The 26,781-nt window shown below is 69.3% G+C and carries 20 protein-coding genes and 1 tRNA gene; 7 read left to right on the forward strand and 14 right to left on the reverse strand.

The window, feature by feature from the left end:
* Positions 1 to 175: 175 nt before the first annotated feature.
* From pth to SPF06_RS18395, 5 genes are all read right to left on the reverse strand, one after another.
* A complete protein-coding gene (gene pth / locus SPF06_RS18375; protein WP_323280586.1) occupies positions 176 to 760 on the reverse strand; it encodes an aminoacyl-tRNA hydrolase in 585 nt (194 codons plus the stop codon).
* 120 nt (positions 761 to 880) lie between these two features.
* Positions 881 to 1,474 (reverse strand): 50S ribosomal protein L25/general stress protein Ctc, encoded by a 594-nt coding sequence (locus SPF06_RS18380; protein ID WP_323280587.1) that lies wholly within the window; start codon positions 1,472 to 1,474, stop codon positions 881 to 883.
* Positions 1,475 to 1,752: 278 nt separating this feature from the next.
* Positions 1,753 to 2,733 carry a ribose-phosphate diphosphokinase gene (locus SPF06_RS18385; RefSeq protein ID WP_323280588.1) on the reverse strand — a complete coding sequence of 327 codons (981 nt, stop codon included), beginning with the start codon at positions 2,731 to 2,733 and terminating at the stop codon, positions 1,753 to 1,755.
* On the reverse strand, positions 2,734 to 4,275 hold the full coding sequence (gene glmU / locus SPF06_RS18390; RefSeq protein ID WP_323280589.1) for a bifunctional UDP-N-acetylglucosamine diphosphorylase/glucosamine-1-phosphate N-acetyltransferase GlmU: 1,542 nt from the start codon (positions 4,273 to 4,275) through the stop codon (positions 2,734 to 2,736).
* Between the two features lie 122 nt (positions 4,276 to 4,397).
* Positions 4,398 to 4,469: transfer RNA gene (locus SPF06_RS18395), tRNA-Gln, on the reverse strand.
* Positions 4,470 to 4,625: 156 nt separating this feature from the next.
* Between SPF06_RS18395 and SPF06_RS18400 the strand changes: the two genes are divergently transcribed.
* Positions 4,626 to 5,234 carry a TetR/AcrR family transcriptional regulator gene (locus tag SPF06_RS18400; RefSeq protein WP_323280618.1) on the forward strand — a complete coding sequence of 203 codons (609 nt, stop codon included), beginning with the start codon at positions 4,626 to 4,628 and terminating at the stop codon, positions 5,232 to 5,234.
* A gap of 54 nt (positions 5,235 to 5,288) precedes the next feature.
* Here SPF06_RS18400 and SPF06_RS18405 read toward each other — a convergent pair whose 3' ends face one another.
* Positions 5,289 to 5,963 (reverse strand): DedA family protein, encoded by a 675-nt coding sequence (locus SPF06_RS18405; protein ID WP_323280590.1) that lies wholly within the window; start codon positions 5,961 to 5,963, stop codon positions 5,289 to 5,291.
* Positions 5,964 to 5,973: 10 nt separating this feature from the next.
* Positions 5,974 to 7,749, reverse strand: coding sequence for a glycoside hydrolase family 13 protein (locus tag SPF06_RS18410; RefSeq protein ID WP_323280591.1), 1,776 nt, complete (start codon positions 7,747 to 7,749; stop codon positions 5,974 to 5,976).
* A gap of 128 nt (positions 7,750 to 7,877) precedes the next feature.
* Between SPF06_RS18410 and SPF06_RS18415 the strand changes: the two genes are divergently transcribed.
* Positions 7,878 to 9,050, forward strand: coding sequence for an ROK family transcriptional regulator (locus SPF06_RS18415; RefSeq protein WP_323280592.1), 1,173 nt, complete (start codon positions 7,878 to 7,880; stop codon positions 9,048 to 9,050).
* 47 nt (positions 9,051 to 9,097) lie between these two features.
* Entirely contained in the window at positions 9,098 to 9,637 is a 540-nt protein-coding gene (locus tag SPF06_RS18420) for a hypothetical protein (RefSeq protein WP_323280593.1), read from the forward strand.
* Between the two features lie 110 nt (positions 9,638 to 9,747).
* Here the strand turns inward: SPF06_RS18420 and SPF06_RS18425 are convergent, their stop codons facing one another.
* From SPF06_RS18425 to SPF06_RS18455, 7 genes are all read right to left on the reverse strand, one after another.
* Positions 9,748 to 10,182, reverse strand: a complete 435-nt coding sequence (locus SPF06_RS18425; RefSeq protein WP_323280595.1) for a VapA/VapB family virulence-associated protein — start codon at positions 10,180 to 10,182, stop codon at positions 9,748 to 9,750.
* A gap of 187 nt (positions 10,183 to 10,369) precedes the next feature.
* Positions 10,370 to 12,622, reverse strand: coding sequence for a glycoside hydrolase family 31 protein (locus SPF06_RS18430; RefSeq protein WP_323280596.1), 2,253 nt, complete (start codon positions 12,620 to 12,622; stop codon positions 10,370 to 10,372).
* Positions 12,619 to 13,785 (reverse strand): glycoside hydrolase family 15 protein, encoded by a 1,167-nt coding sequence (locus tag SPF06_RS18435; RefSeq protein WP_323280598.1) that lies wholly within the window; start codon positions 13,783 to 13,785, stop codon positions 12,619 to 12,621. The genes SPF06_RS18430 and SPF06_RS18435 overlap by 4 nt, the downstream gene beginning before the upstream one ends.
* 77 nt (positions 13,786 to 13,862) lie before the next feature.
* On the reverse strand, positions 13,863 to 15,119 hold the full coding sequence (locus tag SPF06_RS18440; protein ID WP_323280599.1) for an ABC transporter substrate-binding protein: 1,257 nt from the start codon (positions 15,117 to 15,119) through the stop codon (positions 13,863 to 13,865).
* A gap of 67 nt (positions 15,120 to 15,186) precedes the next feature.
* A complete protein-coding gene (locus SPF06_RS18445; RefSeq protein ID WP_323280600.1) occupies positions 15,187 to 16,011 on the reverse strand; it encodes a carbohydrate ABC transporter permease in 825 nt (274 codons plus the stop codon).
* Complete coding sequence (locus SPF06_RS18450; protein ID WP_323280601.1) at positions 16,004 to 16,945, reverse strand: carbohydrate ABC transporter permease; 942 nt, start codon at positions 16,943 to 16,945, stop codon at positions 16,004 to 16,006. Before SPF06_RS18450 ends, SPF06_RS18445 begins: the two co-directional genes overlap by 8 nt.
* A complete protein-coding gene (locus SPF06_RS18455) occupies positions 16,942 to 18,153 on the reverse strand; it encodes an ROK family transcriptional regulator (protein WP_323280602.1) in 1,212 nt (403 codons plus the stop codon). Before SPF06_RS18455 ends, SPF06_RS18450 begins: the two co-directional genes overlap by 4 nt.
* 166 nt (positions 18,154 to 18,319) lie before the next feature.
* Here SPF06_RS18455 and SPF06_RS18460 point away from each other — a divergent pair, with 166 nt between their 5' ends.
* The 4 genes from SPF06_RS18460 (at position 18,320) to SPF06_RS18475 (ending at position 26,738) form a co-directional block, all read left to right on the forward strand.
* Entirely contained in the window at positions 18,320 to 19,522 is a 1,203-nt protein-coding gene (locus SPF06_RS18460; protein ID WP_323280603.1) for an ROK family transcriptional regulator, read from the forward strand.
* Positions 19,523 to 19,648: 126 nt separating this feature from the next.
* A complete protein-coding gene (locus SPF06_RS18465; RefSeq protein WP_323280604.1) occupies positions 19,649 to 22,984 on the forward strand; it encodes a TIM-barrel domain-containing protein in 3,336 nt (1,111 codons plus the stop codon).
* A complete protein-coding gene (locus SPF06_RS18470; protein WP_323280605.1) occupies positions 22,981 to 25,890 on the forward strand; it encodes a TIM-barrel domain-containing protein in 2,910 nt (969 codons plus the stop codon). Before SPF06_RS18465 ends, SPF06_RS18470 begins: the two co-directional genes overlap by 4 nt.
* A gap of 182 nt (positions 25,891 to 26,072) precedes the next feature.
* Positions 26,073 to 26,738 (forward strand): hypothetical protein, encoded by a 666-nt coding sequence (locus SPF06_RS18475; RefSeq protein ID WP_323280606.1) that lies wholly within the window; start codon positions 26,073 to 26,075, stop codon positions 26,736 to 26,738.
* Positions 26,739 to 26,781: the final 43 nt, after the last annotated feature.

Below are 26,781 nucleotides of genomic sequence, written 5' to 3' on the forward strand. Positions count from 1 at the left end.
TCCCCATTGGCCTCCCGCGTATGCAGTGCCCACAAGATACCCCCTATTCCCAACACTCCGGCAGGGTCTGTCGCCAAATCCGTTCCCGAAGAAGCGGATTCGCCACATCCGAGGGGCGATATGGGCCCCTTTTGTGACAACTCGTGACCCGCAGGGGGCAGTCAGGCAGGGGCGGTCATGCCTTGGCGGGATGGTGCTTCTGCTGGGCGTTCAGGAGGCCCTCGCGCACGAGGATCTCGACGGCGTCCGCGGCCTCCGACAGCACGAACGGGAGGTCTTTGCGCTCGGCCGACGAGAAGTCGCGGAGCACGTGGTCGGCGGCGTCCATGCGCCCGGGCGGGCGGCCGACGCCAACGCGCACGCGGTAGTAGTCCTTCGTGCCGAGCGCCTTCGTGATGTCCCGGAGGCCGTTGTGCCCGCCTTCTCCCCCGCCGAGCTTGAGCCGCACGGCGTCGAACGGGACATCGAGCTCGTCGTGGACGACGACGACGTGGTCCGGCCCGATCCCGAAGAACTTCGCGGCGCCGGAGACCGGCCCGCCGGATTCGTTCATGTACGTGGTCGGCTTCGCGAGGACGACGCGCGGGCCGCCGATCCCGAGGCGCCCCTCGAGCACCATCGCGCGCGATCGGTGCGACGAGAAGGAGCCGCCGATCCGGCCCGCGAGCTCGTCGAGGACCATGTGGCCCACGTTGTGCCGGTTCCCGCTGTACTTGGGGCCGGGGTTGCCGAGGCCGACGATGAGCCAGGTCTCTGCCATCGGGATCGATGCTCCTTAGGGAAGGGGTCGGTTGCGGACGTGGGCAGGCCGCAACGCCGAAGGCGGCCCGTCCCACGGGGGACGGGCCGCCTGAGGTTCTGCCAGAAGGCTACTGCCTGCCTACTCGGCCGCGGCCTCGGCGGCAGGCGCGGCGGCCTCGGCCTCGGGCTCCTCGGCGACGGCGACGGCCTCGGAGATGTTGACGACGATCGTCTCGGCCTCGGTCACGAGCGCGACGTTCTTCGGGAGCACGACGTCGGACGCGTGAACGTGCTGGCCAGCCTCGCGGCCCTCGATGCTCACCTCGAGCGCGGACGGGAGGTGGGTCGCCTCGGCCTCGACCGTGAGGGTCACGGCCTCCTGGTTGACGACCGTGGCCGGAGCGGCCTCGCCCGTGACGTGCACGGGAACGTCCACCTGGACCTTCTCGCCGCGACGGACCGTGAGCAGGTCGATGTGCTCGATGATCTGGCGGACCGGGTCACGCTGGATGTCCTTGACGAGCGCGAGGTGCTCCTCGCCCTCGATGTCGATCGTGAGGAGGGCGTTCGCGACGCGCACCGCAATGGTCGTGTCGTGGCCCGGGAGGTTGACGTGCAGCGGCTCGGCACCGTGGCCGTAGATGACTGCGGGGATCTTGCCGGCGGCGCGGGCGCGGCGCGCGTAGCCCTTGCCGAACTCGGTGCGCTTCTGGGCGGCGAGCTTCTCGCTCATGGTTGCTCCTTCGATGGGTCGGGACTTGGCGCGAGGACGGCGTCGATGATCCGAGACGTCCTGCAAGCGCCGCGAGGCACCATCGGGAGAATCAGACCCAGTCGATCACGGCTCTGCGCAGCCCAGTTTCATCACTTGAGCAGTTCAGGCCCTCGCCAAGGTTCGCCGACTATCGTACCAGACGGCAGCAGTCCCCTTATCGCTCGCGAAGATACCTTGAGGGGGACTTCACGAACGGTAAGGGGACTGCACGAGGCCGCGAAGGCAAGAGTGTGCCGCTAGCTGCGGCCGTCGAAAAGGCTCGTGACGGAGCCGTCGTCGAAGACCTCGTGGATCGCGCGCGCGATGAGCGGGGCGATCGAGAGGACCGTGAGCTGCTCGAAGCGCTTGTCCGTGGCGATCGGGAGCGTGTTGGTCACGACGACCTCGCGCGCCCCCGACTCCGACAGCCGGCGCGGCGCGGGGTCGGAGAACACCGCGTGCGTCGCCGCGATGATCACGGAGCGCGCGCCCGCGTTCTTGAGCACCTGGACGGCGCCCGCGATCGTGCCTCCCGTGTCGATCATGTCGTCGATGAGCACGCAATCGCGGCCCTCGATCTGGCCGACGACCTGCTTCGAGACCGCCTGGTTCGGCACGGTCACGTCGCGCGTCTTGTGGACGAACGCGAGCGGCGCGCCGCCGAGGCGCTCGGCCCACTGCTCGGCCACGCGCACGCGGCCCGTGTCCGGGGAGACGACGGTGACCTTGTTGAGATCCACGCGCGTGCGCACGTAGTCGGCGAGGAGCGGGATGGCCATAAGGTGATCGACAGGCCCGTCGAAGAAGCCCTGGATCTGCGCCGTGTGCAGGTCCACGCTCATGAGGCGGTGGGCGCCGGCGGTCTTGTAGAGATCGGCCATGAGGCGGGCCGAGATGGGCTCGCGGCCGCGGTGCTTCTTGTCCTGGCGCGCGTACGGGTAGAAGGGCGAGACGACCGTGATCCGCTTCGCGCTCGCGCGCTTGAGCGAGTCGATCATGATGAGCTGCTCCATGATCCACTCGTTGATCGGGGCCGGATGAGCCTGGATCACGAACGCGTCGGCGCCGCGGACGCTGTCCTCGAACCGCACGTAGGTCTCGCCGTTCGCGAAGTCGTAGGCCGACGTCGGGAGGAGCTCGGTACCGAGCTCCTTGGCGATCTCCTGCGCGAGCTCGGGATGGGCCCGGCCTGACGCAACGACGAGGCGCTTCTCGCCGTGGGCCGTGATCTCGGTCATCTACTTGCCTTCTTCTGTTGAGGGGGTGCTGGCTTGGGGGGAAAGCTTCTCGCGCGCCGCGGCTGCTGCGATGGCCGACGGCGATCCCGGCCGCTTCGCCTCCGTCCAGCCTTCGGCGTTGCGCTGCGGGGCGATGCTCAGCGCGAGAGCGCCCGCGGGAACGTCCTTGCGCACGACGGCGCCCGCGCCCGTGTAGGCGCCGTCGCCGACGGTGACGGGGGCCACGAAGACCGTGTTCGACGACGTGCGCACGTGGGCGCCGATGACCGTGCGGTGCTTGTTGACGCCGTCGTAGTTCGCCGTGATGTTGCCGCAGCCGATGTTCGTGCCCTCGCCGACCTCCGCGTCGCCGACGTAGCCGAGGTGCGAAAGCTTCGCGCCGCGCCCGATCTGGGCGTTCTTCGTCTCGTAGAACGCGCCGATCTTGCCTTCCGCCCCGAGGACGGTGCCCGCACGCAGGTACGTGAACGGGCCGACGCTCGCGCCCGGGCCGATCTCGGCCTTCGTACCCTCGGTGCGGCGCACGTGCGCACCCTCGCGGACCACGACGTCGGTGAGCGTCGTGTCCGGGCCGATCACGGCGTCGCGCTCAATCACGGTTGCCCCGTGGAGCTGGGTGTTGGGCTTGACCGTGACGTCCTCGGCGAGGCGCACGGTGCCGTCGATCCACGTCGTCGCGGGGTCCACGACCGTGACGCCCGCGCGCATCCACGCCTCGACGATGCGGCGGTTGAGCTCAGCGGCGAGCGCCTGGAGCTGCACGCGGTCGTTCGCGCCCTCGACCTGCCAGCGGTCCTCGGTCACGAGGGCGGCCACGCGCCCGCCGGCCTCGCGCGCGAGCGCGAGGACGTCGGTGAGGTACTTCTCGCCCTGGGCGTTGTCCGTCGTGACGCGGCGCAGCGCGTCGGAGAGGACCCGCGCGTCGAACGCGTAGATGCCGGAGTTGACCTCCCGGACCTCGCGCTCGTCGTCGTCGGCGTCCTTGTGCTCGCGGATCGCGGCGACCGCCCCGGTCTCGTCGCGCAGGATGCGCCCGTAGCCGTGGGCGTCCTCGAGCACGGCCGTGAGGACGGTGACGGCGTTGCCCTCAGCCTCGTGGCGGGCCACGAGCTCGCGCAGGAGGTCGGTGCTCAGGAGCGGCACGTCGCCGTACGTCACCACGACGGTTCCCTCGACGGCGGACTCTGCCGCGAGCGCGTCGAGGGCCACCTCGACGGCACGGCCCGTGCCGGGAATCTCGTCCTGGTCGACGATGAGCGCGGTGGGATCGAGCGAGGCGATGTGCGCGGCGACGCGGTCGCGCTCGTGGCGCACGACGACGGCGAGCCGCTGCGGATCGAGGCCACGCGCCGCGGCGAGCGCGTGGGCGACCATCGAGCGCCCGCCGAGCTCGTGGAGGATCTTGGGGGTGCGGGACTTCATGCGCGTCCCGGCGCCTGCCGCGAGGACGACGACGGCGGCGGGCCCGGCGGGCGCGCCGTCTGCCTGCGGAGCCTCCGGGCGAAGTGCCGACGTACGCTGTCCGGGGTTCTCCGCATTCACTGTCGCTGGCTCTCCTGGTCGTCGCGTCCGTGGCGCGCTGGAGGCGTTCCCGCACGCCCGGCCATTCTATCCACGTGGCCCGACCGACGCCGTCGGCTGGCTGCGCGGGTCCCCTCCCGGCGTTCCGCCCCTAGGATTCGAACCTAGACTGCACGGCTCCAAAGGCCGGCGTGCTGCCATTACACCAGGGCGGACCGTGCCGGGCGCACGCGCGGGCTACTCCCGGCGCAGCGCGGCACAATCCTCCATTCTGCCATGCCCGGAACGGTCCGGCGGCCGGGGGCCGGGCCGCCGCCTAGGATGGTCCGGTGAGCCAACCGAGCATCGATCGCGCCGCCCCGAGGACCCGCATGGCGGGGCCCGAGCGGCGTCGGCAGCTCATCGACATCGGGCGGCAGCTCTTCGCAGCCAAGGGGGTCGACGCCGCGACCATCGAGGAGATCGCCTCGACCGCCGGGGTGACCAAGCCCGTCATCTACGAGCACTTCGGCTCGAAGGAGGGCCTGTACCGGATCGTCGTCGAGGAGGAGTCCGAGCTGCTGGTCCGCGCGATCACGGGCTCGCTCCCGGACGACGCGAAGCCGCGCGTCCTCGTCGAGCGCGCCGCAATGGCCCTCCTGACCTACGTTGAGGAGCGCAGCGACGGCTTCCGCATCCTCGTGCGGGATGCGCCCCCGGGGCAGGGGGCGGGGGCCCTCTCGTCGATCCTTTCGCGCATCACGGCCCGCGTCGAGCACATCCTCGCGGACGAGTTCGCCGCGCGGGGCTTCAGCGCGGGCGACGGCGCGATGTACGCGCAGATGCTCGTCGGCATGGTCGCGATGACCGGCCAGTGGTGGCTCGACGCCCGCAGCCCGGACAAGCAGACGGTCGCGGCCCACCTCGTCAACCTTGCGTGGAACGGCCTCACGGGGCTTCAGAAGGAGCCTCGCCTCGTGGACGGCCCGGAGCCGTCGTGAGGCGCGGCCAGCCAAAGGCAGGCGTGGAGCGCGACGGCCTGCGCCGTCCTGCGCTCAGTTCTCGGCCTGTGGGCCCGGCTCGCTCGGGTGGGAGACCCCGTAGGCGCGCTCCTCGCGCCGCTCGACGCGGCCCTTCCGGACGCGCCATACGATGAACGCGATCGCGGCGACCACGAGGACGACCGCCGCGATGTCCCGCCCCGCCGCCTTCGCGACGACCTCGTAGGAGGCCCCCGCAAGATACCCGAGCAGGGTGAAGCCCGCGCCCCACACGAGCCCGCCGAGGGCGTTGAACGCGACGAACCGCCGGTAGGGCATGAGCGACGCACCCGCGAGGGCCGGCATCATCGCGCGGAAGAACGCGACGAACCGGCCGAGGAAGACGGCCCACCCGCCGCGCCTGCGCAGGAACGCCTGGGCGTCCTCGAGCTTCTTGCGGTGCCGGTCGAAGATCCGGAATCCGAGGAGCCGGGATCCGAGGTGCTTGCCGATCTCGTAGCCGACCGTGTCTCCGATGATCGCGGCGACGACGACGATGGGCACCATGAGCCAGATGAACGGGCCGTCGGCATGGCCTTGGCTCGCCATGACGCCTCCGAGGACGGCGGCCGTCTCCCCGGGGATCACGAAGCCGACGAAGATGGCGTCCTCGGCGAAGACGAACACGAAGACGAGAACGTACGCAAGGAGTGGCGGCACGCTCAGGATCGCGTCGACGATTGCGCTCATCCAGCCGATGCTAGCCGCGCTGTCTGGGTGCTTCCAGAGAGCTGCTGGGAATGCTCCGCACGAGAGCCGTGAACTCCCATGGCCTCAGCTGGAGGCCGCGGGCGTCCGGGTAGTTGGCGATGATCCGCTCGGCGTCGGCCCACGCGGGGTCGACGTCGGCCTGCACCTCGCGGCCCGTGAAGTTGCCGAGCACGAGCAGCTCGGTTCCCTCGTGGCTGCGGGTGAAGGCGTAGACGGACTCGTCGTCGGGCAGGAGCATCGTGAAGTCGCCGTGGGCGATGACGGGCAGCTCGTGGCGGAGCTGGATGAGGCGCCGGTAGAACGCGAAGACCGAGTCGTCGCGCGCGAGCTGTTCGGCGGCGTTGATCTCGGTGTAGTTCGGGTTGACGCCGATCCACGGGGTGCCCGACGTGAAGCCCGCGTTGGGACCCGCGTCCCATTGCACGGGCGTGCGGGCGTTGTCCCGGTTGAGCGGGGCGATCGAGGCGAGGACGACGGCGGGGTCCTCGCCGAACGCGACGGTCGCCTCGCGGTAGTGGTTCAGGACCTCGATATCGCGGTAGTCGTCGATGCCGGCGAAGGGCATGTTCGTCATGCCGAGTTCCTCTCCCTGATAGACGTACGGCGTGCCGCGGTGCAGGTGGAGCACGCCTGCGAGCATGGTGGCCGAGAGCCCTCGGTACTCGGGGCTCTCGTCGCCGAAGCGCGAGACGACGCGGGGCTGGTCGTGGTTGTTCCAGTAGAGGCTGTTCCAGCCGCGCTCGGCCAGGCCGGCCTGCCACCGTCCGAGGGACGCCTTGAGCTCGGTCAGCCGGAGCTTCGCGGGCTGCCATTTCGTGCCGCCGTGGTCGAGGTGCATGTGCTCGAACTGGAACACCATGTCCACCTCGGCCCGCGCGGGGTCGGTGAACGCCACGGCCTCCTCGACCGTGACGCCGGGCATCTCCCCCACTGTGAGGAACGCGCCCTCGCGGGCCGCGAAGACTTCGCGGTGCATCTCCTGGAGGAACTCGTGGATGCGGGGCCCGCACGTGAAGTGCGGCCTCCCGTTCCCGAAGACGCGGCCCTCGGCCACGGCGCCGTCGGGGAGCGCCGTGTCCTTCGAGATGAGGTTGATGACGTCCATGCGGAACCCGTCCACGCCGCGGTCGAGCCACCAGTTCATCATCGAGTACACGGCCTCGCGGACCTCGGGGTTCTCCCAGTTGAGGTCGGGCTGCTTCGTCGAGAACAGGTGGAGGTAGTACTCCCCGGTGGTCTCGTCGTATTTCCACGTCGAGCCGGAGAAGAACGACTCCCAGTTCGTTGGCTCCGCTCCGGGCGTCCCGGGCTCGAAGCCGGGGCGCGCGGGGCGCCACCAGTACCAGTCGCGCTTGGGCGAATCCTTCGAGGCGCGGGACTCGGCGAACCACGGATGCTCGTCCGAGGTGTGGTTGACCACGAGGTCCATGACGAGCTTCATGCCGCGCGCGTGCAAGCCGGCGATGAGCTCGTCGAGGTCTTCGAGCGTCCCGAACGCGGGGTCGATGTCCCGATAGTCGCTGATGTCGTAGCCGTTGTCGTCGTGCGGCGAGCGATACACGGGCGAGAGCCAGACGACGTCGACGCCGAGGTGCCCGAGGTAGTCGAGCTTGCCGATGACGCCGCGGAGGTCGCCCACGCCGTCGCCGTTCGAATCCGCGAAGCTGCGGGGATACACCTGGTAGACGACGGCGCTGTGGAACCAGTCGTCCGCGGCGGCGCGCTCCGAGGGGCGGGTGGATGAACGCAGGGACGGGACAGTCAAGAGGACACCTCGCACACGTCGGGACGGGAAGCTTGGCGTCGGAGCCGTAGGGGCGCCGACGCTCAACGTTGTCGCTGGGATTAATTTTGTGCTTGACGCACAGATATCGTCAAGCCCACACTGTGAGCATGCCAGCCAACGCAGTGGAGGACCGCGCAGCGATGTTCGAGGTCCCGGCCCTCAAGGACCCTCACCGGTCCGGCCTGTTCTCCCTCGTGCTGCGCCATGCCCCGATCTCCCGGGGCGATCTGGCCCAACGGGCCTCGCTCGACCAGTCGACCGTCACGCGCACGCTGCGGCCGCTCATCGAGAACGGCTACCTCAAGGAGACCCCGACCGCACCCCATGGCCGGGGACGCCCCCAGCGCATCATCGAGGTCGTGCCCGATCGGCACTGCGCCGTGGGCGTCAAGATCGGGCCACGGCTCATCACGGCCGTCGTGACCGATCTGGGCGCGAACGTCGTCGCCCGGGCCGAGGAAACGGAAACGTCTCTCGATCCGCACAAGGTCCTCACCGCGGCGAGCGGCCTCGTGGCCCGCCTGCTCGACGCCCATCCCGGCTCGCGGGAGAAGGCGCTCGGGGTCGGGATCGGCGTGGGCGGCCACGTGGATCCCGAGGCAGGCGTCTGCCGCTACTCCCCGATCCTCGGGTGGCACGACGTCGAGGTGGTCGGGCCCGTCGCCGAGGCCGTAGGGCTCCCCGTCACCGTCCACAACGACGTCAACGCGCTGGCCGTCGCCGAGCAGCTGTTCGGAAACGGCCGGAGTGCGCGCAACTTCGCCGTCGCGACCATCGGCCCGGGCATCGGCCTCGGGCTCGTGGTCGAGGGCGTGCCGTACGGAGGCACGCGGGGCCTGGCCGGCGAACTCGGCCACATCCCGCTCGTCCCCGACGGTCCCGTCTGCAGGTGCGGCCGCCGTGGCTGCCTCGAGGCGCTCGCGGGAGACGCGGCGATCGCGGCGGCGGCCGGGGTCGACGACGTCGGCGCTGCCCTCGACGCGGCCCGCACCGGGAGCGGTGCCCAGGCCGAGCGGGCGCGTCGGGCGTTCGCCGAGGCCGGGGCCTGGGTGGGGCGTGGCCTCGCGATCGTCGCGAACCTCACGGCTCCCGAGCTCATCGTCCTCACCGGCGAAGGGGCCGCAGCCTACGACCTCCTCGGCGATTCCCTCGCCGCAGCCTTCGAGGAGCATGTGCTCGAGGGCAGGGACTTCCTCCCGCGGCTCAAGGTCGATGCGAGCGACGCCGACATCTGGGCCCGGGGCGCGGCATGCCTCGCGATCCAGCAGGCGCTCCGCTGACCCCCGCTTCTCCTCACCGACAGCACCCCCGACAGAAGAAGACGATCATGGCCCCTGCCCTCGCGCTTGCCGAAGCGACCGACCTCCACCGCGTCGCGTTCCACGCAGCACAGTTCAAGAACGTCATCGCGGATCAGCTCGACACCGCCGAGACGGCCGGGGCCCTGCCCGCATGGTCGTTCCCGGCGGCGGGCCCAGGAGCCGATTCGGCCATGGCCCGCGCCGTCAGCCTCCTCACGCTCGCCCTCCCGGGCGCGATCCGCTGGCGCACGGAGGCGCCCTGCGCCGGGGCCGACGTCGGACCCAGCCGCGCGGACCACGGCCGCAGCGCCGGGGCACTCGGCATCTGTCCCTCCGCGCTCGCGTGGCGCACGGAGCTGCAGACGTTTCCCCAGCTCCAATGGGAAGAATCCACCAACCCGTGCGTCCTGCACTTCAGCCGACCGCACGGCTGGCACTCGGTGACCAACTTCGGGCCCGGGCCGGCCCTCCTGCCGAAGGGCATCGTCGTCGTCACGAGCCGCCCGACGCCCGACGGCGTCCTCGGCCCCGCGACCACCGCGTGGCTCCTCCGCTGGGTCGGCTAAGCTCGCCCGCTGGGGACGAGCGGGCGATGGCAACGAAGGCGACGGCAAAGAAGAGGACAGGAGGGCAGGGCGCCCTCCTGTCCCAGTGTTAGCTGCTCAGTGCAGGACAGTTATGACCACGAACCCGAACCGCCGCCGGTTCCAAGAACCGTGGATATTCCTCCGGACTGGAAACTGCCGAGAAAATTGCCATTTCCGTCGAAGAAGTTGATGTTGAGGTAGACCGGCGTCGCGTTGAACTGGAACGATCTGGTCTGCGTGTACAGGGCCTGCAGGTCGTTCGTATAGACGTCGCCGAAAAGGGCGCCTCCCCCGGGCGAGCTGATTCCGCCTGCATTCCCATTGAACGACTTGCCGCCGTTGACATTGACTTGGAACTTCAGGTAGAAGATCAGGCTCGCCACATTGCCGTTGGCTCCGTAGCTTGCTGCCCCGGCAAGGAGGGACGATACCGCCGCGTCGATCTTGTCCTGATCCAAACGCCCCTCGACCGACGACGCAAAATCGTTCGCGACCGTCTGGACATCAATGACCTGCTCACTCATGACGTACCCCTATCTGCGGCCGACGCCGCTACGCCACGGACCTTCCGGGCCCGTGATTGAGTCCGTCCAATTCGGATCAACTGTGGATATGACAGCATGTGAAATGGACATGCACATCCCATATTAGACATGTCAAATCTGTCAAGACCCGGCGTCGGCTTCTTCACGTCACACCCGAGGCGGAGCCTCAGTCACGGAAGAGGGCCGCGAGGCGGGGCCAGGCCGACGTCCGGCAGAGGACGGGGATCCTGTGGTCGCTCACATCGAGGTCGTGCCAGGCCGATCCCGCGAGAGCCTCGTGGCTCCACACATCGACCCATTCGCCGGCCGGAAGGTACGTGGACCACCGGGTGGCTCCGGGCTCGGTGACGGGGTTGACCAGGAGCGCGTCGCCGAGCAGATACTGCCGCGGAGCCTCCCAGACGGCCGGGTCGTCGGGGTAGTCGAAGAACAGCGGGCGCATGAGCGGCCGGTCGCTCGCGATCGCCTCGCGGGCGGCGTCCGCGAGGTACGGGACGAGGCGTTCGCGGAGCCGGGCGTAGCGGCGGAACGTGTCGACGACCTCCGGGTCGCCGTTCGTGGCCGCAACGTGCCACGGGGTCCGGTCACGCAGCGGGAGCTGGTGGTGATTGAACTCGGAGTGGTACTGCATGATCGGCATGAACGTCGCGGCCGCGGCCGAGCGCAGGTACAGCTCGGCGTCGGGAACGGGCCCGGAGAACCCCGCGAGGTCCCAGCCCCAATACACGATCCCGCACGCCGCGGCCGTGAGCCCGGCGGTGATGGACGCGCGGAACGCCTCCCACGTGGAATCCTCGTCCCCGGCCCAGAAGGCACCGTGGGGCTGCGACCCGGCGAAGCCCGAGCGGCTGAACGTGACCGGCGCCTTGCCCTCGGAGCGGAGGAGGTCGCCGAACGCGCGCGCGTAGTGGACGGGGTAGAGGTTGTTGCCCTCGTCGCCCCTCCGCCCGTCGCCGTAGCGCAGGTCGTGCCCCCACGCGTGCTCCCCGCCGTCGGTCTTGAACCCGTCGATGTCGAGGTCGCGAACCAGGTAGCGCCGTCGTTCGGTCCAGTAGTCGCGCCCGGCCTGCGTCGAGAGGTCCGGCATGAGGGACTTGGGGAACCACCAGCCCCGGTTGAGGTACGGGGTCCCGTCGGATTCGCGCACGACGTTCCCGGAGGCCACGAGCGCGGCGCCGTCCGCGAGCACCTGCTCGTGCAGGCCGTCCTCGCTGAGCGCGGTCTTGAGCAGGGGAATCTGCCAGAGGATCACCTTGATGCCGCGCTCGTGGAGCGCGGCGACCATCGCCTTCGGGTCGGGCCACGCGCCGTCGTCCGGGAAGTCGAGGTCCGCGGCGGCGAACGGCGCCCCGTCGCCATGGACGCGGTATGCCGCGTCCCGCCAGAGCATGATCCCCTCCTCGTCGCTCCACGCCTCGATGACGACGACGCCGACGGGGATGTCGAGATCGGCGTGGGTCTTCATGCGGCTCAGCACGAGCTCCTGGGTGTTCCACTCGTTGCCGCTCGCCCACAGCCGGAAGACCCAGTCGGGCAGCTCGGTCGCGCGCCCCACCTCGTCGAGGAACTGGTGGAGCACGTCGGTCGGGGTCCCGTCGTAGAGGACGACGTCGAGCGACTCGTCCTCGGTGCCGCCCAGATCCACCTCGACGACGAGGCGGTCGGGGTGCGACGCGCCGACGTCGTACCACGCGCGGCGGGACGAGCGCAGGTGGAACCCCCACGCGCTCCCGTCGGCGCCGACGACGTGGGCGAACGGCATCGGCAGGTAGGTGCGGCCGTGCTGGCCCTGGGACTTGTACTGCTCGAACACGACCGTGTCGAGGCGGCGCCCAGCCTGGTCGAGGGCGTCGTAGCGCTCGCCGAATCCGACCACGTGGTCGCCCTCGGCCAAGCGCAGCGCGAACCGGACCCGGTGGGTGCCGGTACCGCTCACGAGCCACTCGACGCTGCCGTCGACGAGGCGCGCGTCGAGGCCCGAGAGCCTGCCGCCCGTGGCCTGCCATCGCGCCGGGGCGAGGTCGAACCACTCGGTCTCTTCCTGCCGGCCGTCGAGGGCGCTGGCGGTGAACCGGTAGCGGTAGGCCGTGTCGGCGCTCAGCGGCCCGGTCGTCGCGGACCAGCCGCCGTCGCCGCCCACGGACGCAGCCTGGGCCTCGGCAAGGTGGCCTTCGCCGCCTGCGAGCGCCGCGGCGTCGGCCGCCGAATGCTGCGCCCGGTCGAGCCGGAAGGACGTGACGGTCGGCAGGCCGTCACCGCGGGCCTCGAGCAGGCACTCGACGGCGTTGACATCCGGGTCCGCGCTGACGCCGAGCGTGACGGCCTGCCCGTCGACGGGCAGGACAGGCACGCGCTGGTCGGTCGAGACGGCATACGGGTGCTCGATGCCGTAGGGGCGGTGGGTGAGCAGGGTGGTCATGAGAAGTCCTGGGGTCGAGAGTCGAGGAGGCCGAGCTCGTCGGCGAGGATGAGGTACATGCCGTGCGACCACAGGAGCGGCGCCGCGACCGGCCCCCACCGGTCGAGCCACTCCTGGCGGTGCTCGGGGTGGAGCAGGTCGTCGGCGACCTGCTCCGGGAGTTCGTCGTGGGAGTCGGCGTGGGCGGCGATCCAGCGCAGGTGCCGCCACGCGGAGGCGGTGTCGCCGGCCGCGGCGTGGTTCCAGCCGAGCAGCGCCGAGAGCAGCGGCCATTGGCCGCCCCCGTAGAAGACGTCCGCGCGGAAGCGGTGCACTCCGCCGTCGACGTCGAGATCCCGCTGGACGGCGGCAAGGGTCGCGGATGCGACGGGCGAGCCGACCGGGACGAGGCCGAACGGCACGATGCAGGCCGGCAGGGACCCGTCGACGGCGTCGGCGCCGAGCCACTTCGCAAGGTGGCCGTCGACCGTGCCCTCGGCGGCGACGAGCGAGCGGATGCCGGCGACGGCGCGGCGGGCCGCGTCCGCGCGGTCGGGGTCGAGGTGCCCCGAGTCGGCGGCGGCGGCCAGGCCGCCGGCAATGGCGCCCAGCGTGGAGACGTGCCGGTGCTCCACGTGTTCCTCCCACCAGTCGTAGCAGGGGCGGTCCCAGAACGCGCAGAGGTAGTCCACCGCGGTCTCGATCGCGGGCAGCCACGCGTGGAGGGGGCGGCGATGCCTGCGAGCGTGGGCGAGGACGGCCCACAGCCACATGCCGTAGCCGTCCGTCTGGAAGTCCCACCAAGGGTCCTGGCCCGCGTCGCCTGCATAGGTGAACCGCGTGGGCAGCATCTCCTTGACCGTGGGCGGCTCGGCGGTTCCGGCGCGGCGGACGAGGTCGCGGACGGCGTCGGCCCGCGAGGCGAGCACCCTCGCGCACCAGTCGTGGAAGGCGTCCGCGGAGGCGACGTCGCCGTACCGCGAGATCCCCTCGGCGGTGAAGGCGCCGTCGCGGAACCACGCGTATCCCGCGTAGGCGGAGAAGGACGTGCAGGCGGGGTACGCTCCCCCAGGCTGCTGGGCCGCGGTGATGACGGCGTGGCTGCGGGCGGCCAGCCGTCTGAGCCGGGCCACTTCTGTGTCGGTCAGATCGTCGGGTGGGGCGGATAGGGGCACGGTCGTCATGACGGGGCAGGCTCCAGGTCAGGTCGAGGGCCGGCCGGCTCGGCAGTCCGGGCCGGCCGGCCCTCGAACGGCGGGTGCTACTTCAGGAGGGCGGTGACCGCGGCCGCGGCGGCCTTCACGGCGTCTTCGGCGGTCTTCCGGCCGGCGGCGGCCTCCGTGAGCTCCTTCGTGACGGCGTCCTGCATCTCCTGCTGGCGCTCGACGACGGGCGGCAGGACGGTCGCGTTGAGCGAGTCGAAGACGGCCTGGCGGTTGGCCGGCTTGCCGGCGGTGAGGTAGCTCGAGAGCTTGCTCGTGTCGGCGACCGGGGGCAGCTCCCACGAGCTCTTGAGGCGAGTCGTCACCATGTCATCCGAGGAGCTGAGGAAGGCGAGCCACTTCTGGGCGGCAGCCTGGTTCTTGCTCGCGCTGTTGACGGCGACGCCGTTCGCGAACATCGCGGACGCCTTGGTCGTGTTGCCGGGCTCGACGACGACGTCCCAGCCGAACGGCACGTCCTTGAGGGCGCTGAACATCCAGATCCCGGAGTGCCACATGGCGAGCTTGCCGGACTTGAAGAGGTTCGAGTCGAAGTCGGGGGTCCCGGCGCCGTCCTTGTCCGTCGGCATCGTCTTGCCCGCCTTGTCGATGAGCCACTTGGCGGCGGCGATCCCGGCCGGCGAGTTGAACGCGGCGCTCTTGCCGTCATCCGAGAGGAACTTGCCGCCAGCCTGCGCCACGGCCTTGTAGTACTCGTAGTAGCTCACGGGCTGGTAGTCGCCCCACGCCTTGGCCCCGGCGTCGGTCAGCTTGGCCGCGGCAGCCTGCTCGTCCGCCCACGTCCACGACGCGGTGGGCGCGGCGACGCCGGCCTTGTCGAACATCGCCTTGTTGTAGAAGAGGACGACGTCGGAGAACGACTCGGGCAGGCCGTACTGCTTGCCGTCGCTCGAGAAGGCCTTGAGGAGGGACTCCTTGTAGGCTCCCGAGTCGACGCCGGAGAGGGGGGCGAGCGAGCCGTTCTTCGCGTAGCTCACGAAGTTCTGGTAGTCCAGCTCGAAGGCGTCGGCTGCGGTGCCGCCGGCGACGGCGGTCTGCAGCTTCGTGAAGTACGAGTCGTACGGCACGGTCTCGACCTGCACCTTGATGTCCTTGTTCTGGGCCTCGAACGCGCTCACGAGGGCCGAGAGGTCGGCTTCGTGGCCGCCGTTGGCGGAGAAGTCCATGAAGCGGACGGTCACGGGGCCGCTGTCGGCGTTGGACGTCTTAGTCGCCGAGCCCTGGGAGCATGCGCCGAGCGCGAGCGTCGCGGCGAGGGCGAGTGCGGACAGCGATGTCGCGCGGGTGATTCTCATGGGGTTTCCTTTCGAGGGTCCGAGCCGATGGGGCGCCGGGGATGGTGGGTTTGCTGCGGAAGGGGGGCTATTTGATGCCGGTCTGGGCGATGCCGGCAATGATGTGGCGTTGGGCGAACAGGTAGATGAGGGCGATCGGGACGATCGAGACGACCGAGCCTGCCATGACGACGTCCCACTGGGTGAGGTGCTCGCCGTGCAGGGTGTCCAGGCCCAGCGGAAGCGTCATGAGCTCCGGGGAGCGGATGACGACGAGGGGCCAGAGGAAGCTGTTCCAGCTCCCCATGAACGCGAAGACGGCGACGGTCGCGAGCCCGGGCCGGATGAGCGGCAGGATGACGGTCGAGAAGATCCGCAGGTGGCTCGCGCCGTCCAACGTCGCGGCCTCGTCAAGCTCTCGCGGCACGGCCTCGATCGCCTGCTTGAGGAGGAAGACGCCGAAGGCGGACGCGAGGGAAGGGGCGAGCAGCGCGAAGTACGTGTCCTGGAGGCTGAACGTCTTCATCTCGATGAACAGCGGCACCACGAGCACCTGGAGGGGCACCATGAGGGTCGCGAGGTAGAGGCCGAAGACGAGGCCCTTGAGGCGGAAGCCCAACCGGGCGAACGCGTAGGCCGCCATCGATCCGGTGAGGAGCTGCGCGAGGGTGGACGCGACGGCGATGACGAGCGAGTTCGCGACGATCTGCGCCATCGGCAGAGTCTTGAACAGCATCTCGTACGCCGCGAGGGTCGGGTCCTTGACGAACAGCGTGGGGCCGTTCGAGAGCGAGCCCCCGGGTGTGATCGACGTGATCACGGTCCACAGGAACGGGAAGAGCATGATCGCGGCGCCCACGAGGAGGCCTGCGTACATGACCAGCTTGGCGCCGGGGCGGGAGGTTTCACGCATAGTGGACCCACCTCTTCTGGACTCGGACCTGGATGGCAGTGATGAGCAGGATCAGCCCGAACAGGAGCCACGAGAGCGCCGAGGCCTGGCCTGCACGGCCGTAGCGGAATGTGAGGTCGTAGATCTGGCCGACGACGACTTGGCTCGAGCCGGCCGGGCCGCCGCCCGTCATGACGAACACCTGGTCGAACACCTGGAAGCCGTTGATGAGGGAGATGACGACGACGAAGAACGTCGAGGGCGAGAGCAGCGGCAGGGTGATGTGCCGGAAGCGGCGCCACGCCGACGCGCCGTCGACCGTTGCGGCCTCGTAGAGGTCCTGCGGGATGGCCTGAAGGCCAGCGAGCAGGATCACCATGACGAAGCCGAGGTCCTTCCACGCGCTCGAGAGGATCACCGAGGCCAAGGCCCATTGGGGGTCGGTCCACCAGCCCGGCTGCGGCAGCCCGAGGGCGCCGAGCACGGCGTTGACGAGCCCGCTCGAGGGGTTGAGCAGCCACTTCCACACGAGGGCGACCACAACCCAGCTCGTGATGACCGGGAGGAAGTAGACGGCGCGGAAGATGGAACGCCCGGCGAGCCTGCGGTTGAGCGCGAGCGCAAGGGCGAGCCCGCCGACGTACACGAGCGGCAGGTAGCCGAGGACGTAGGCCAGCGTGTGCCAGAAGACGGTCTGCGTCGAGGGGTCCTGGAGCAGGGTCGTGTAGTTGTCCAGGCCTGCCCACCGCATCGGGGAGATGAGGTTCCACTGGTGCAGGCTCACCCAGAGGGAGCCGACCATCGGAGCCAGCGTGAAGATCGCGAGCGGAACGGCGCTCGGCAGGAGGAAGAACAGCACCCATCCGGCGTTCTTGAGGCTCTTCGCCCGTCGCCTGGCCGCGGGGACCGGTCGGGCGGCCGCGCGGGTCGCGGCCTTCGTGGCCAGGGCGCTCACGGCGCTGCCACCTGAAGCGACTGGAGCCGGGCGCTGACCAAGCCGCCCTGGGCGCCGGAGGCGTCGCTGTCGAAGGGCGAGGCCATGACCAGGGCGGCGGCGCCCAAGGCCCAGTGGTCGTCGGTCCAGTCCTCGCGGATCACCGGGATCTGCCGCCTGTCTGCCATGAGGTGGGGACGGAACGTCTCGTCGAATCCGGGCTGCCAGTGGGCCCACGCCGTCATCCCCTCCCCCAGCAGCACGATGGCCTGCGGATCGAGCGTGTTCGCCACGCCCGCCATCCCGCGGCCGAGCATGCTGCCCGCCCGCCTGAACGCCGCGATGGCCTTCTCGTCGCCGTGGCCCGCCGCGCGCTGGAGCGCCTCGATCGTGCCGTGAGACCCGATGACCTTGGCGTGGCGCGCCTCTCGGACGAGGGCCGGGGCGCCGATGTGCGCCTCAAGGCAGCCGGTCGCCCCGCATTGGCAGAGCGGGCCGTCCAGCGTCACCGGAATGTGCCCGATCTCGCCTGCGCCGCCGTGGGCGCCGCGGTAGATGGTCCGGTCGACGACGACGGCGCAGCCGATGCCGAGCCCGATCGTGACGACCAGATACGAGTCGAATTCGCGGCCGGCGCCGTACAGGAGCTGGGCCGCGGCCACCGCGTGCACGTCGTTGTCGACCAGGACGGGGACGCCGAGCGCGTCGCGGAGCACGGCGCCCAACGGCATCTGCGTCCACGAGAGCATCGACGAGGTCACCACGCCGTTGTCCTGGGCGTCCACCGATCCGGGGACGCCGACCCCGACGCCGAGCAGCAGCCCGGGATGGGCGTCCACCGCCTTGCGGATGATGCCGGTGATACGGTCGACGGCGTCGGGCCGCGACGGATCGAAGGGCACCGTCCGTGATCGCAGGACTTCGCCCGCGATGCTCGCATCGACGATCGCGACGTGCTCGGCCGTGATCTTCACGCCGATCGCCCCGGCGCCCTCGCGGGCCAGGCCCAGGAGCGTGGCGGGCCGGCCGCCGTTGGAGGGAACCGAGCTCACCTCGCTGACCGAGCCGTTCGCGACGAGATCTTTGGTGACCTGGGTCACTGTGGCTGGGCTGAGCCGCAGCCGCCGGGCGATGGCCGCCCGCGACGTGGGCCCCTGTGTCCCCAGCAGACCGAGGATCCGCCCGGGCACGGAATCTGCCCGGGATGTCCCCGATGGTGTCACACCCATGTGACGCCGCCTCCTAAGTTCAGCACTAAATTTAGGAAGAAACTAAGTCCCATTCCGAAGCCCTGTCAAGGGGGTCGCGCTGCCAAAGATTTTCGTTGCGGAGGTGACCGGGCTCACATATGGTTTGTTCGGCTACTTAAGTTAGTGACCTCAGAAAGGACTCTCGGTGAGGATCGACCGGGCGGGAAACAAGGGGCTGATCAGGGAGATCAACGAGGCCCTCGTCCTCGCGGAGCTGCGCTGCGAATCGCTCCAGTCGCGCGCGGACATCGCCCGGAACACGGGCCTCAGCGGCCCGACGGTCACGGCGATCACGTCACGGCTCATCGATCGCGGCCTCGTCGAAGAGCGGGCCACAGGGGCGTCGGCGGGCGGGCGGCCGCCCGTGCTGCTGGGCCTGCGCCCGAGCGCCGGCTACGTCGTCGGCATCAAGCTGACCGAGGAGAGGGCCATCGGCGTCCTGACGGACTTGGACGCCAACGTCGTCGCCCGCGCCGACGCCGCCCTCACGTCGCCGACGCCCGCCGCCGTCGTCGGGGCGATCACGAGCGCCGTCCACGCCCTGGCTCCCGCGGGCCACGGACGCATCCTCGGCCTCGGGCTCGGCATGGGCGGGGTGGTCGACCGGGACGCGGGAATCGTGCGCCACGCGACCTTCTTCGACTGGCGCAATGAGCCGCTCGCCGAGAAGCTCTCGGAAGCGATCGCGCTCCCGGTCCTGATCGACAACGACGTCAACGCCCTCGTGGCCAGCGAGCACGGCTGGGGCGCGGGGCGCGACGTCGAGAACTTCGCCGTCGTGACCATCGGACGCGGCGTCGGCATGGGCCTCGTGCTCGACGGGCGCCTGTTCCGTGGGAGCCGCGGAGGCGCCGGCGAGCTGGGCCACGCGAAGGTCGTGCGTGGCGGGCCGAGATGCGAGTGCGGGGGGCACGGCTGCCTCGAGGCCGTCATCGGGGACCCCGCGCTGCGTGCGGCCCTGGCCGGCCACCTCGGGCGCGAGGTCACGGTCGACGAGGGCGGCGCGCTCGCCCGGGACGGCGACCACCGCGCGGCCGCGGTCTTCGCCAAGGCCGGCCGGCACCTGGGAAGGGCCGTCGGCAACGTGGTGAACATCCTGAACCCGGACCGGATCCTCCTAGCCGGCGAGGGCACACGCAATCTCGACCTCATCATGCCCGCGTTCCGCCGTGCGCTCGACGAGACAGTCTTCGACGGGCTGCAGGACGGACTCTCGATCCACGTCGAGGCCTGGGACGACGAGGCCTGGGCGCGGGGGGCCGCAAGCCTCCTGCTCAACGAGCTGTTCCAACCCAACCTCCGCCCCGACCGCGCGGAGCCGACCCTCATCGGCCTCTCGGCCGGATAAGCCAGAACCCCGATAAGCCAGCACCCCCATCAGGCCAGTCCGTCGGATGAACCAGTCCGCCGGATAGGCCTCTGCACGCCGGATCCCCCGGCGGGTGAACGCCCTACAACAGAAAGCAGGCCAACGATGACCGCGTCCGCCCCACCGACGATCACCCGCCGCACCGCCATCCTCGGCGTCCTCGGCGCCGTCCCGCTGAGCCTGCTGCCCGCGATCCTGCGCGCCGAACCCGCCCACGCGGACACCCTGAGCGGCGTCTTCCACGGCCCCACCGGGTACGACGAGCTGTACAGCACGACGCCGACCGAGCGCAGCCCGCGCGACCCGATGGCCACCCAGACGGTCCAGCTGCACTCGACGACGTGGCCCATCTCGCCCGGCCAGACGTGCTGGGTGTCGTGGTCCAAGAACGGCGTGGCCCAGACCGACGTGGGCTGCTCGTTCGACTACAACAGCGGCAACAACAGCTACTGGAAGATCAACCTCGGCACGTTCGCCAAGGGCGACCAGATCACGTACACGGTCCACGCCGACGTCGACGGCGGGGGCGCCCTGACGAGCGGCCCGTTCAGCTTCAGCGTCACGGACTGGTCCGGAACGGGCAACGTGAGCGGCTACACCGACAACGGCACGTCGGTCGATGTCGCCGTGAGCGACACGTCCGGGAGCTTCTCCCCGAAGGTCCGCTTCACGTTCCCCGCCCCGGACCGCTTCCACGTCCAGATCGCGCCCCACGGCACGGGCCTGAACATCACGGGCACCTCGGGCTACACCGTCACCGACTCCGGCGGCACGCTGGTGGTGGCCACGAGCGCGCTGCAGCTGAAGATCCAGAAGAGCCCCTACCGCGTCTCCGTCTACAAGGCGGACGGGACCACGCTCATCGCCCAGCAGTACGATCCGAGCGTCTTCCGCAACACCGGCTGGGCGAGCGACGGCGCGACCACCGTCACGAAGATCGAGGACCACTGGCGGACCCCGGCCGGGGAACGCTTCGAAAGCTTCGGCGAACGGTACGACTATCTCGACCAGCGCGGCCGCGACGTCGACAACTATGTGTACAACCAGTACCAGGACCAGGGCCCCACGCACCGCACCTACATGTCGGTGCCGTTCTTCACGAACTCCGCGGGGTATGGCGTGTACATTCCGAGCACGCGCTACTCCCTGTTCAACGTGTGCACCTACCTCTCGGACATGGTCGGCTTCACCGTCAACACGAGCGGCGCGCTCGACTCCACCGTCGACTACCACTTCCTCACCGGCACCCAAGCCAACATCCTGGACGCCTACACTTCGATCACCGGCCGGCCCTGGCTTCCCCCGAAGTGGGCCTTCGGCCTGTGGATGTCCGCCAACGAGTGGAACACCCAGACCGAAGTGATGAACGAGCTGGGCAACGTCACGAGCTACAACATCCCGCACAGCGTGCTGGTCCTCGAGCAGTGGAGCGACGAGGCCACGTTCTACATCTGGCATGGCTCGACCTATACCGCCAAGCCCGGAAGCGACGCCCTGGTCTACAGCGACTTCACGTTCCCCTCGGGCGGCGAATGGAGCGACCCCAAGTCGATGGTCACGTCCGCCCACAACCAGAACATCAAGGTCGTCCTGTGGCAGATCCCTGTGCTCAAGCAGGACTTCGACACCAACCCCTCAACCGCGCCGCAGCAGCACCTCAATGACCAGAGCTACGCGACCTCCCAGGGCTACCTCGTCGGCGACGGAGCGGGCGGGCAGTACCGGATTCCGACAGGGGAATGGTTCGGCGACAGCACGATGCCCGACTTCACGAACGCCGCGGCCACTTCGTGGTGGATGAGCAAGCGCGCGTACCTGTTCGACGACGTCGGCATCGACGGCATGAAGACCGACGGCGGCGAGATGATCTTCGGCCGCAACGTCACCTTCGCGGACGGCCGCAAGGGCGACGAGATGCACAACGGCTACACGAACGCGTACACGGGCGCGTACGGCAGCTACGTCCAGACGAAGAAGAACGGCAACGGCGTCCTGTTCAGCCGCGGCGGAACAGCGGGCGGGCAGGCCCACTCGATCTACTGGGCCGGCGATCAGGCCTCGACGTTCTCGGCGTTCCAGCAGGCCCTGCGCGCGGGGCTCAGCGGCGGGGAATCCGGGATCCCCTTCTGGGCGTGGGACATGGCCGGCTTCACGGGGACCTTCCCCTCGAGCGAGCTGTACCTGCGGGCCGCGGCCCAGCAGACGTACTCCCCGATGATGCAGTACCACTCCGAGAAGTCCGACCCGAGCCCGTCCGAGGCCCGGACCCCGTGGAACGTCCAGGCCCGCACGGGCGACACGACGGTGATCCCCACGTTCCGCAAGTTCGCCAACACCCGGATGAACCTGATCCCGTACATCTACACCGAGGCCAAGAACGCCTCCCTGACCGGGCTCCCGCTCCTGCAGACGATGCGGCTCGCGTTCCCCGGCGACAGCTCGGCGGCCGCCCTCGACATGCAGTACATGTTCGGCCGGCAGCTGCTCGTCGCGCCCATCACGACGCAGGGAGCGACATCGGTGACGCTCTACCTCCCGGCCGGGGAGTGGCACGACGTGACCAACGGAGGCAAGGCTTCGGGGCCTGGCAACAAGACCTACAACGCGGACACGTCGACGATCCCCGTCTATGCGCGCGACGGCGCCATCATCCCGCTCAACCTCAACGCCAACTACGAGTACGGCGGCAATATCAACAACGACGTGTACAACTACACGAACCTCGTCTTCCGGATGTACCCCGCCGGGTCCTCGTCGTGCGACTTCTTCGACGACGCCGCGGGCATGGTCAAGCAGGTCACGAGCACCGAGAATTGGGGCGGCCACCAGGTCACGGCCAACGTGCCCCCGCTCGGCGTCGCCTCGACGCTCCAAGTCAACACGACGGCGCCCAGCTCCGTGACCGTCGATGGGACGGCGCTCACGGCCTACAGCACGCTCAGCGCCCTCACGTCCGCCTCGACCGGCTGGTACTGGGACCCGGTCCAGCAGTTCACCCTCGTCAAGCTCGCGTCCGCGACCACGACGCGCACCGTCGTCCTGTCCGGCGTGGACAAGGGCGGCTACGAGGCCGAGTTCGCGACCAGCACGGGGACGACCACCAATACGAACCACGCGGGATACACCGGGACGGGCTTCGTCGACGGCTTCGACGCCTCCGGCGACTCGCTCACGTTCGATATCAGCGCCAACGCCACGGGCACTCACCAGCTCGAGTTCCGCTACGGCAACGCGACCGGCGGGTCGGCCACTCGGACCATCTACGTCGACGGCACCTCGATCGGAACGCTCACGCTGCCCAACCTCGCCAACTGGGACACGTGGGGCACCGCAACCATCAGCACGACGCTCACGGCAGGACGGCACTCGGTGAAGATCTCCTACGACGCGGGCAACACGGCCGCCATCAACCTCGACAGCCTCACGGTGGCGCGGCCATGAGCGCGCTGCGTCGAGACCGGCTCCGAGCCCGACTCAGCGGCTCCCTCGCGAGCCTCCTGCTGCTCGTCGCCGCGACGGCCGGCGCGACCCTTGCGACGGCGGTGCCGGCCCACGCGTCCGGCGTCCAGCGCGTCCAGTTCACGGGCGCGGGCGACTACCTCGTCGTCGAACTCCTGAGCGACGACCTGGTCCACTTCGAAATGGGCGTCGGCTCGGGACCTGGTTCCGGGGTCGCCATCCCCACGACCGACCAGATCGCCGGGACGAGCTACGCCGGGCCGACGACGTTCACCCAGAACGGCTCGACCGTCAGCACCGCGCACGTCCAAGTCAGCGTCAACACGACGACCATGTGCGCCGACGTCACGGACCTGACCCGGAGCCCGGCCCTCCTCCTCCACACCGTCTGCCCGCGGAACCTGACCGCGGCCTGGAAGGGCCTCTCGTTCACGAAGTCCGCGATGCAGAACGCGTACGGCCTCGGCGAGGAGTTCTTCACGGGCGGCAACGCGGACGGTGACCGGGCCGGCGTCGACCGCTCCTCCCCCGGCGCCTACGGCAACGTCATGAACTACGACGTCGACAACGGCCCGGTCGGCAACACCCAGATCCCCGTCCTGTTCGCCGTCGGCGCCAACAACGCCAACTACGGGCTGTTCCTCGACCAGGTCTACAAGCAGGACTGGAACCTGACCTCGGACCCCTGGACCGTGGACACATACGGCGACCAGCTCCGCTGGTACGTCATGGCGGGCTCGAGCCTCCCCGACCTGCGCAAGAGCTACATGACCCTCACGGGCCACCCGCCGGTGCCCCCGCAGAAGGCGTTCGGGCTCTGGAACTCCGAATACGGCTACGACAACTGGACCGAGATCGACAACACCCTGTCCAGCCTGCGCGCCGACAAGTTCCCCGTCGACGGGTTCATGCTCGACCTGCAGTGGTTCGGCGGCGTCACGGCGGGCTCCGACAACACCAAGATGGGCACCCTGCAGTTCGACCCGACCAACTTCCCGAACGCGGCGTCCAAGATCGCCGACTACCGCGACAATCAGGGCATCGGCCTCATGACGATCGAGGAGTCCTACATCGGCAAGGGGCTCCCCGAGTACACCAACCTGGCCAACCAGGGCTACCTCGCCCGCGCCGGCTGCTCGACGTGCGACCCGGTCTACCTCACCGCCAACGACTGGTGGGGCCGCGGAAGCATGATCGACAGGACCCAGCCTGCCGCCGGCGCGTATTGGGCCACGACCAAGGAGCAGCCCCTCGTCAATATGGGCATCCTCGGCCACTGGCTCGACCTCGGAGAGCCCGAGATGTACGACTCCAACGACTGGACCGCGGGCCTCCTGCCCGGCAAGCACGCCCACGCCGACTACCACAACCTGTACGCCCTCGAGTGGGCCAACAGTGTCGCCCAGGGTTACACGACGGCCGGCTCGACCCAGCGGCCCCTCATCCTGAGCCGTTCCGGCGCCGCCGGGATTCAGCGCGACGGCGCAGCCATGTGGTCGGGAGACATCGCGACTCGCATGACGGCCCTCGCGGACCAGGCCAACGTCCAGATGGAGATGTCGATGTCCGGCATCGACTACTTCGGGTCTGACATCGGCGGCTTCCACCGCGACGAGGCCGTCGCCGGCTCCGACATCAACGAGATCTACACCCAGTGGTTCGCGAACTCCTCGTGGTTCGACGTCCCGATCCGCCCGCACACCGACAACTCCTGCAACTGCCAGCAGACGGCCCCGGACAAGATCGGCGACGTCCCGAGCAACCTGGCCAACCTGCGCCAGCGCTACGAGCTCACGCCCTACTACTACTCCGTGGCTCATAACGCCTACAGCAACGGCGACCCGCTCGTGCCGCCCCTCGTGTACTACTACCAGAACGATCCCAACGTCCGGTCCATGGGCAGCGAGAAGATGGTCGGGCCGAACCTGCTCGTCGGCGTCGTCGCGGCCTCGGGCGAGCGGCAGCGGAACATGTACCTCCCCGCGGGCACCTGGTACGACTACCACACCAACAAGAAGTACGTGAGCACCGGCCAGTGGGTGAACAACCTGCCCGAGTGGACCAACGGGGTCTTCCAGCTCCCCGCGTTCGCCAAGGCCGGGGCGATCCTGCCCAAGATGTATGTGGACGACAAGACGATGAACGTCACCGGCGCGCGCACCGACGGGACAACCCGCAACGAGCTCGAGGTCCAGGTCTTCCCGGACACGACGTCGTCCAACTTCACCCTCACCGAGGACGACGGCAAGTCGACGAACTACCAGAACGGGGCCCAGCGGCTCACGGGCATCACCCAGCAGCTCTCGGGGTCGACGGAAACCGTGAACATCGCCGCGTCGTCCGGCACGTACACGGGCGCCCCTGACAGCCGCCAGAACGTCGTCCAGCTCGTCACCGACGAGACCCAGGCCTCGGCCGTGACGCTCAACGGGCTCCCGCTCACCCAGTACGCGAACAAGGCGGCGTTCGACGCCGCGAGCAGCGGCTGGTACAACGCGGGCGGCAACCTTGTCGTCGCGAAGTCGGACAGCACGGCGGTCGGCACCGCGAAGTCGTTCCAGTTCACGCTCGGCCAGACCCCGGTCTCGGCAAGCTTCACCTGCTACAACGGGACGACCACGAGCGGCCAGTCCGTCTACGTGGTCGGCAACATCCCCGAGCTCGGCAATTGGTCGCCGGCGAGCGCGATCAAGCTCGACCCGACGTCCTACCCGACGTGGACGGGGACCATCAGCGACCTCCCGCCGAACACCGCGATCGAGTGGAAATGCATCAAGCGCCAGGAATCCAACTACCCCGCCTCGGCGGATGCGTGGCAACCCGGCTCCAACTCGGCCTTCACGAGTCCCGGCTCCGGGTCGGCCGGGTCAACCACGGGGAGCTTCTGATGCCTCCCCCGACGAACGGGCCGTAGCCCGTAGCCGCAGCACATGAGAGGGCCGCTCCCGAGATGGGGGCGGCCCTCCGGCTTCTGCGCAAATTCGAGTACAGGCAAGTGTGGTTTACGAGTACGCCGACTTGGGACAGTTTTTGTGGAACACACCGAAGACTCGATTGGCAGGCGAGGCACGTGGACTCGAACGGCATCATGTGGGCTGGCATCGCCAGCATCATCGGGCTCCTGAGTCTGGCCGCAGTGATCGCAGAGCGCAGAATATTGGCAAGGATGTCCATGAAGGGCCGGCTGGCAGAGTCGGCCAAGGAAGCGCCAGCTCGAAGGTCACCTCTGGCAGAGCAAGTTGGCGCCAGCCCAGTCCAAGGCGAACGATATCGGCTCATGGAGGCGAAGAACTCAGCTGAGACGGCATATGCGCAGCGAGTGAGCGCCGCCGAACGTGAGTTCTGTGCCAGAAAGAACCGTGCCGACGTCCTCCTGCGGGCCGCCGAGATGATACTCGAGCATGCTCAGGAGTATGGCCGAGGCCAGCTGGGCAGCATCCGTGATCGCGATGGCATTGTCGAGGCGTGTGAGCAGGAAATCGACTTCGACGGCGAGATATTCGCGATTGCTCCATCGGCCTTCAATCATCCGGCTCCGCTGGTCGAAAGCCTCGAGAAGAGACGGAGCCAGCGGATCTCCTCCGCCCGGGAACACCTCGTTGAGGCGCTGTTCGAACACCGTTCGGCTGTTGCGGCGGCCGAGAAGCAGCTTGCCGATGCGAAGGCCCAGAGTGACGACGTCCTGTCAGCCACTGCTGCGCTTGAAGCCCTCGATGCCCGCGACGGCAAGCGGTGAAGATCCCGCTGGGGGCCCAGACGGACAGCGTCCGGCACCAGCC

It is taken from the genome of Sinomonas terricola (assembly GCF_034931225.1).
Taxonomy (GTDB): Bacteria; Actinomycetota; Actinomycetes; order Actinomycetales; family Micrococcaceae; genus Sinomonas; species Sinomonas terricola.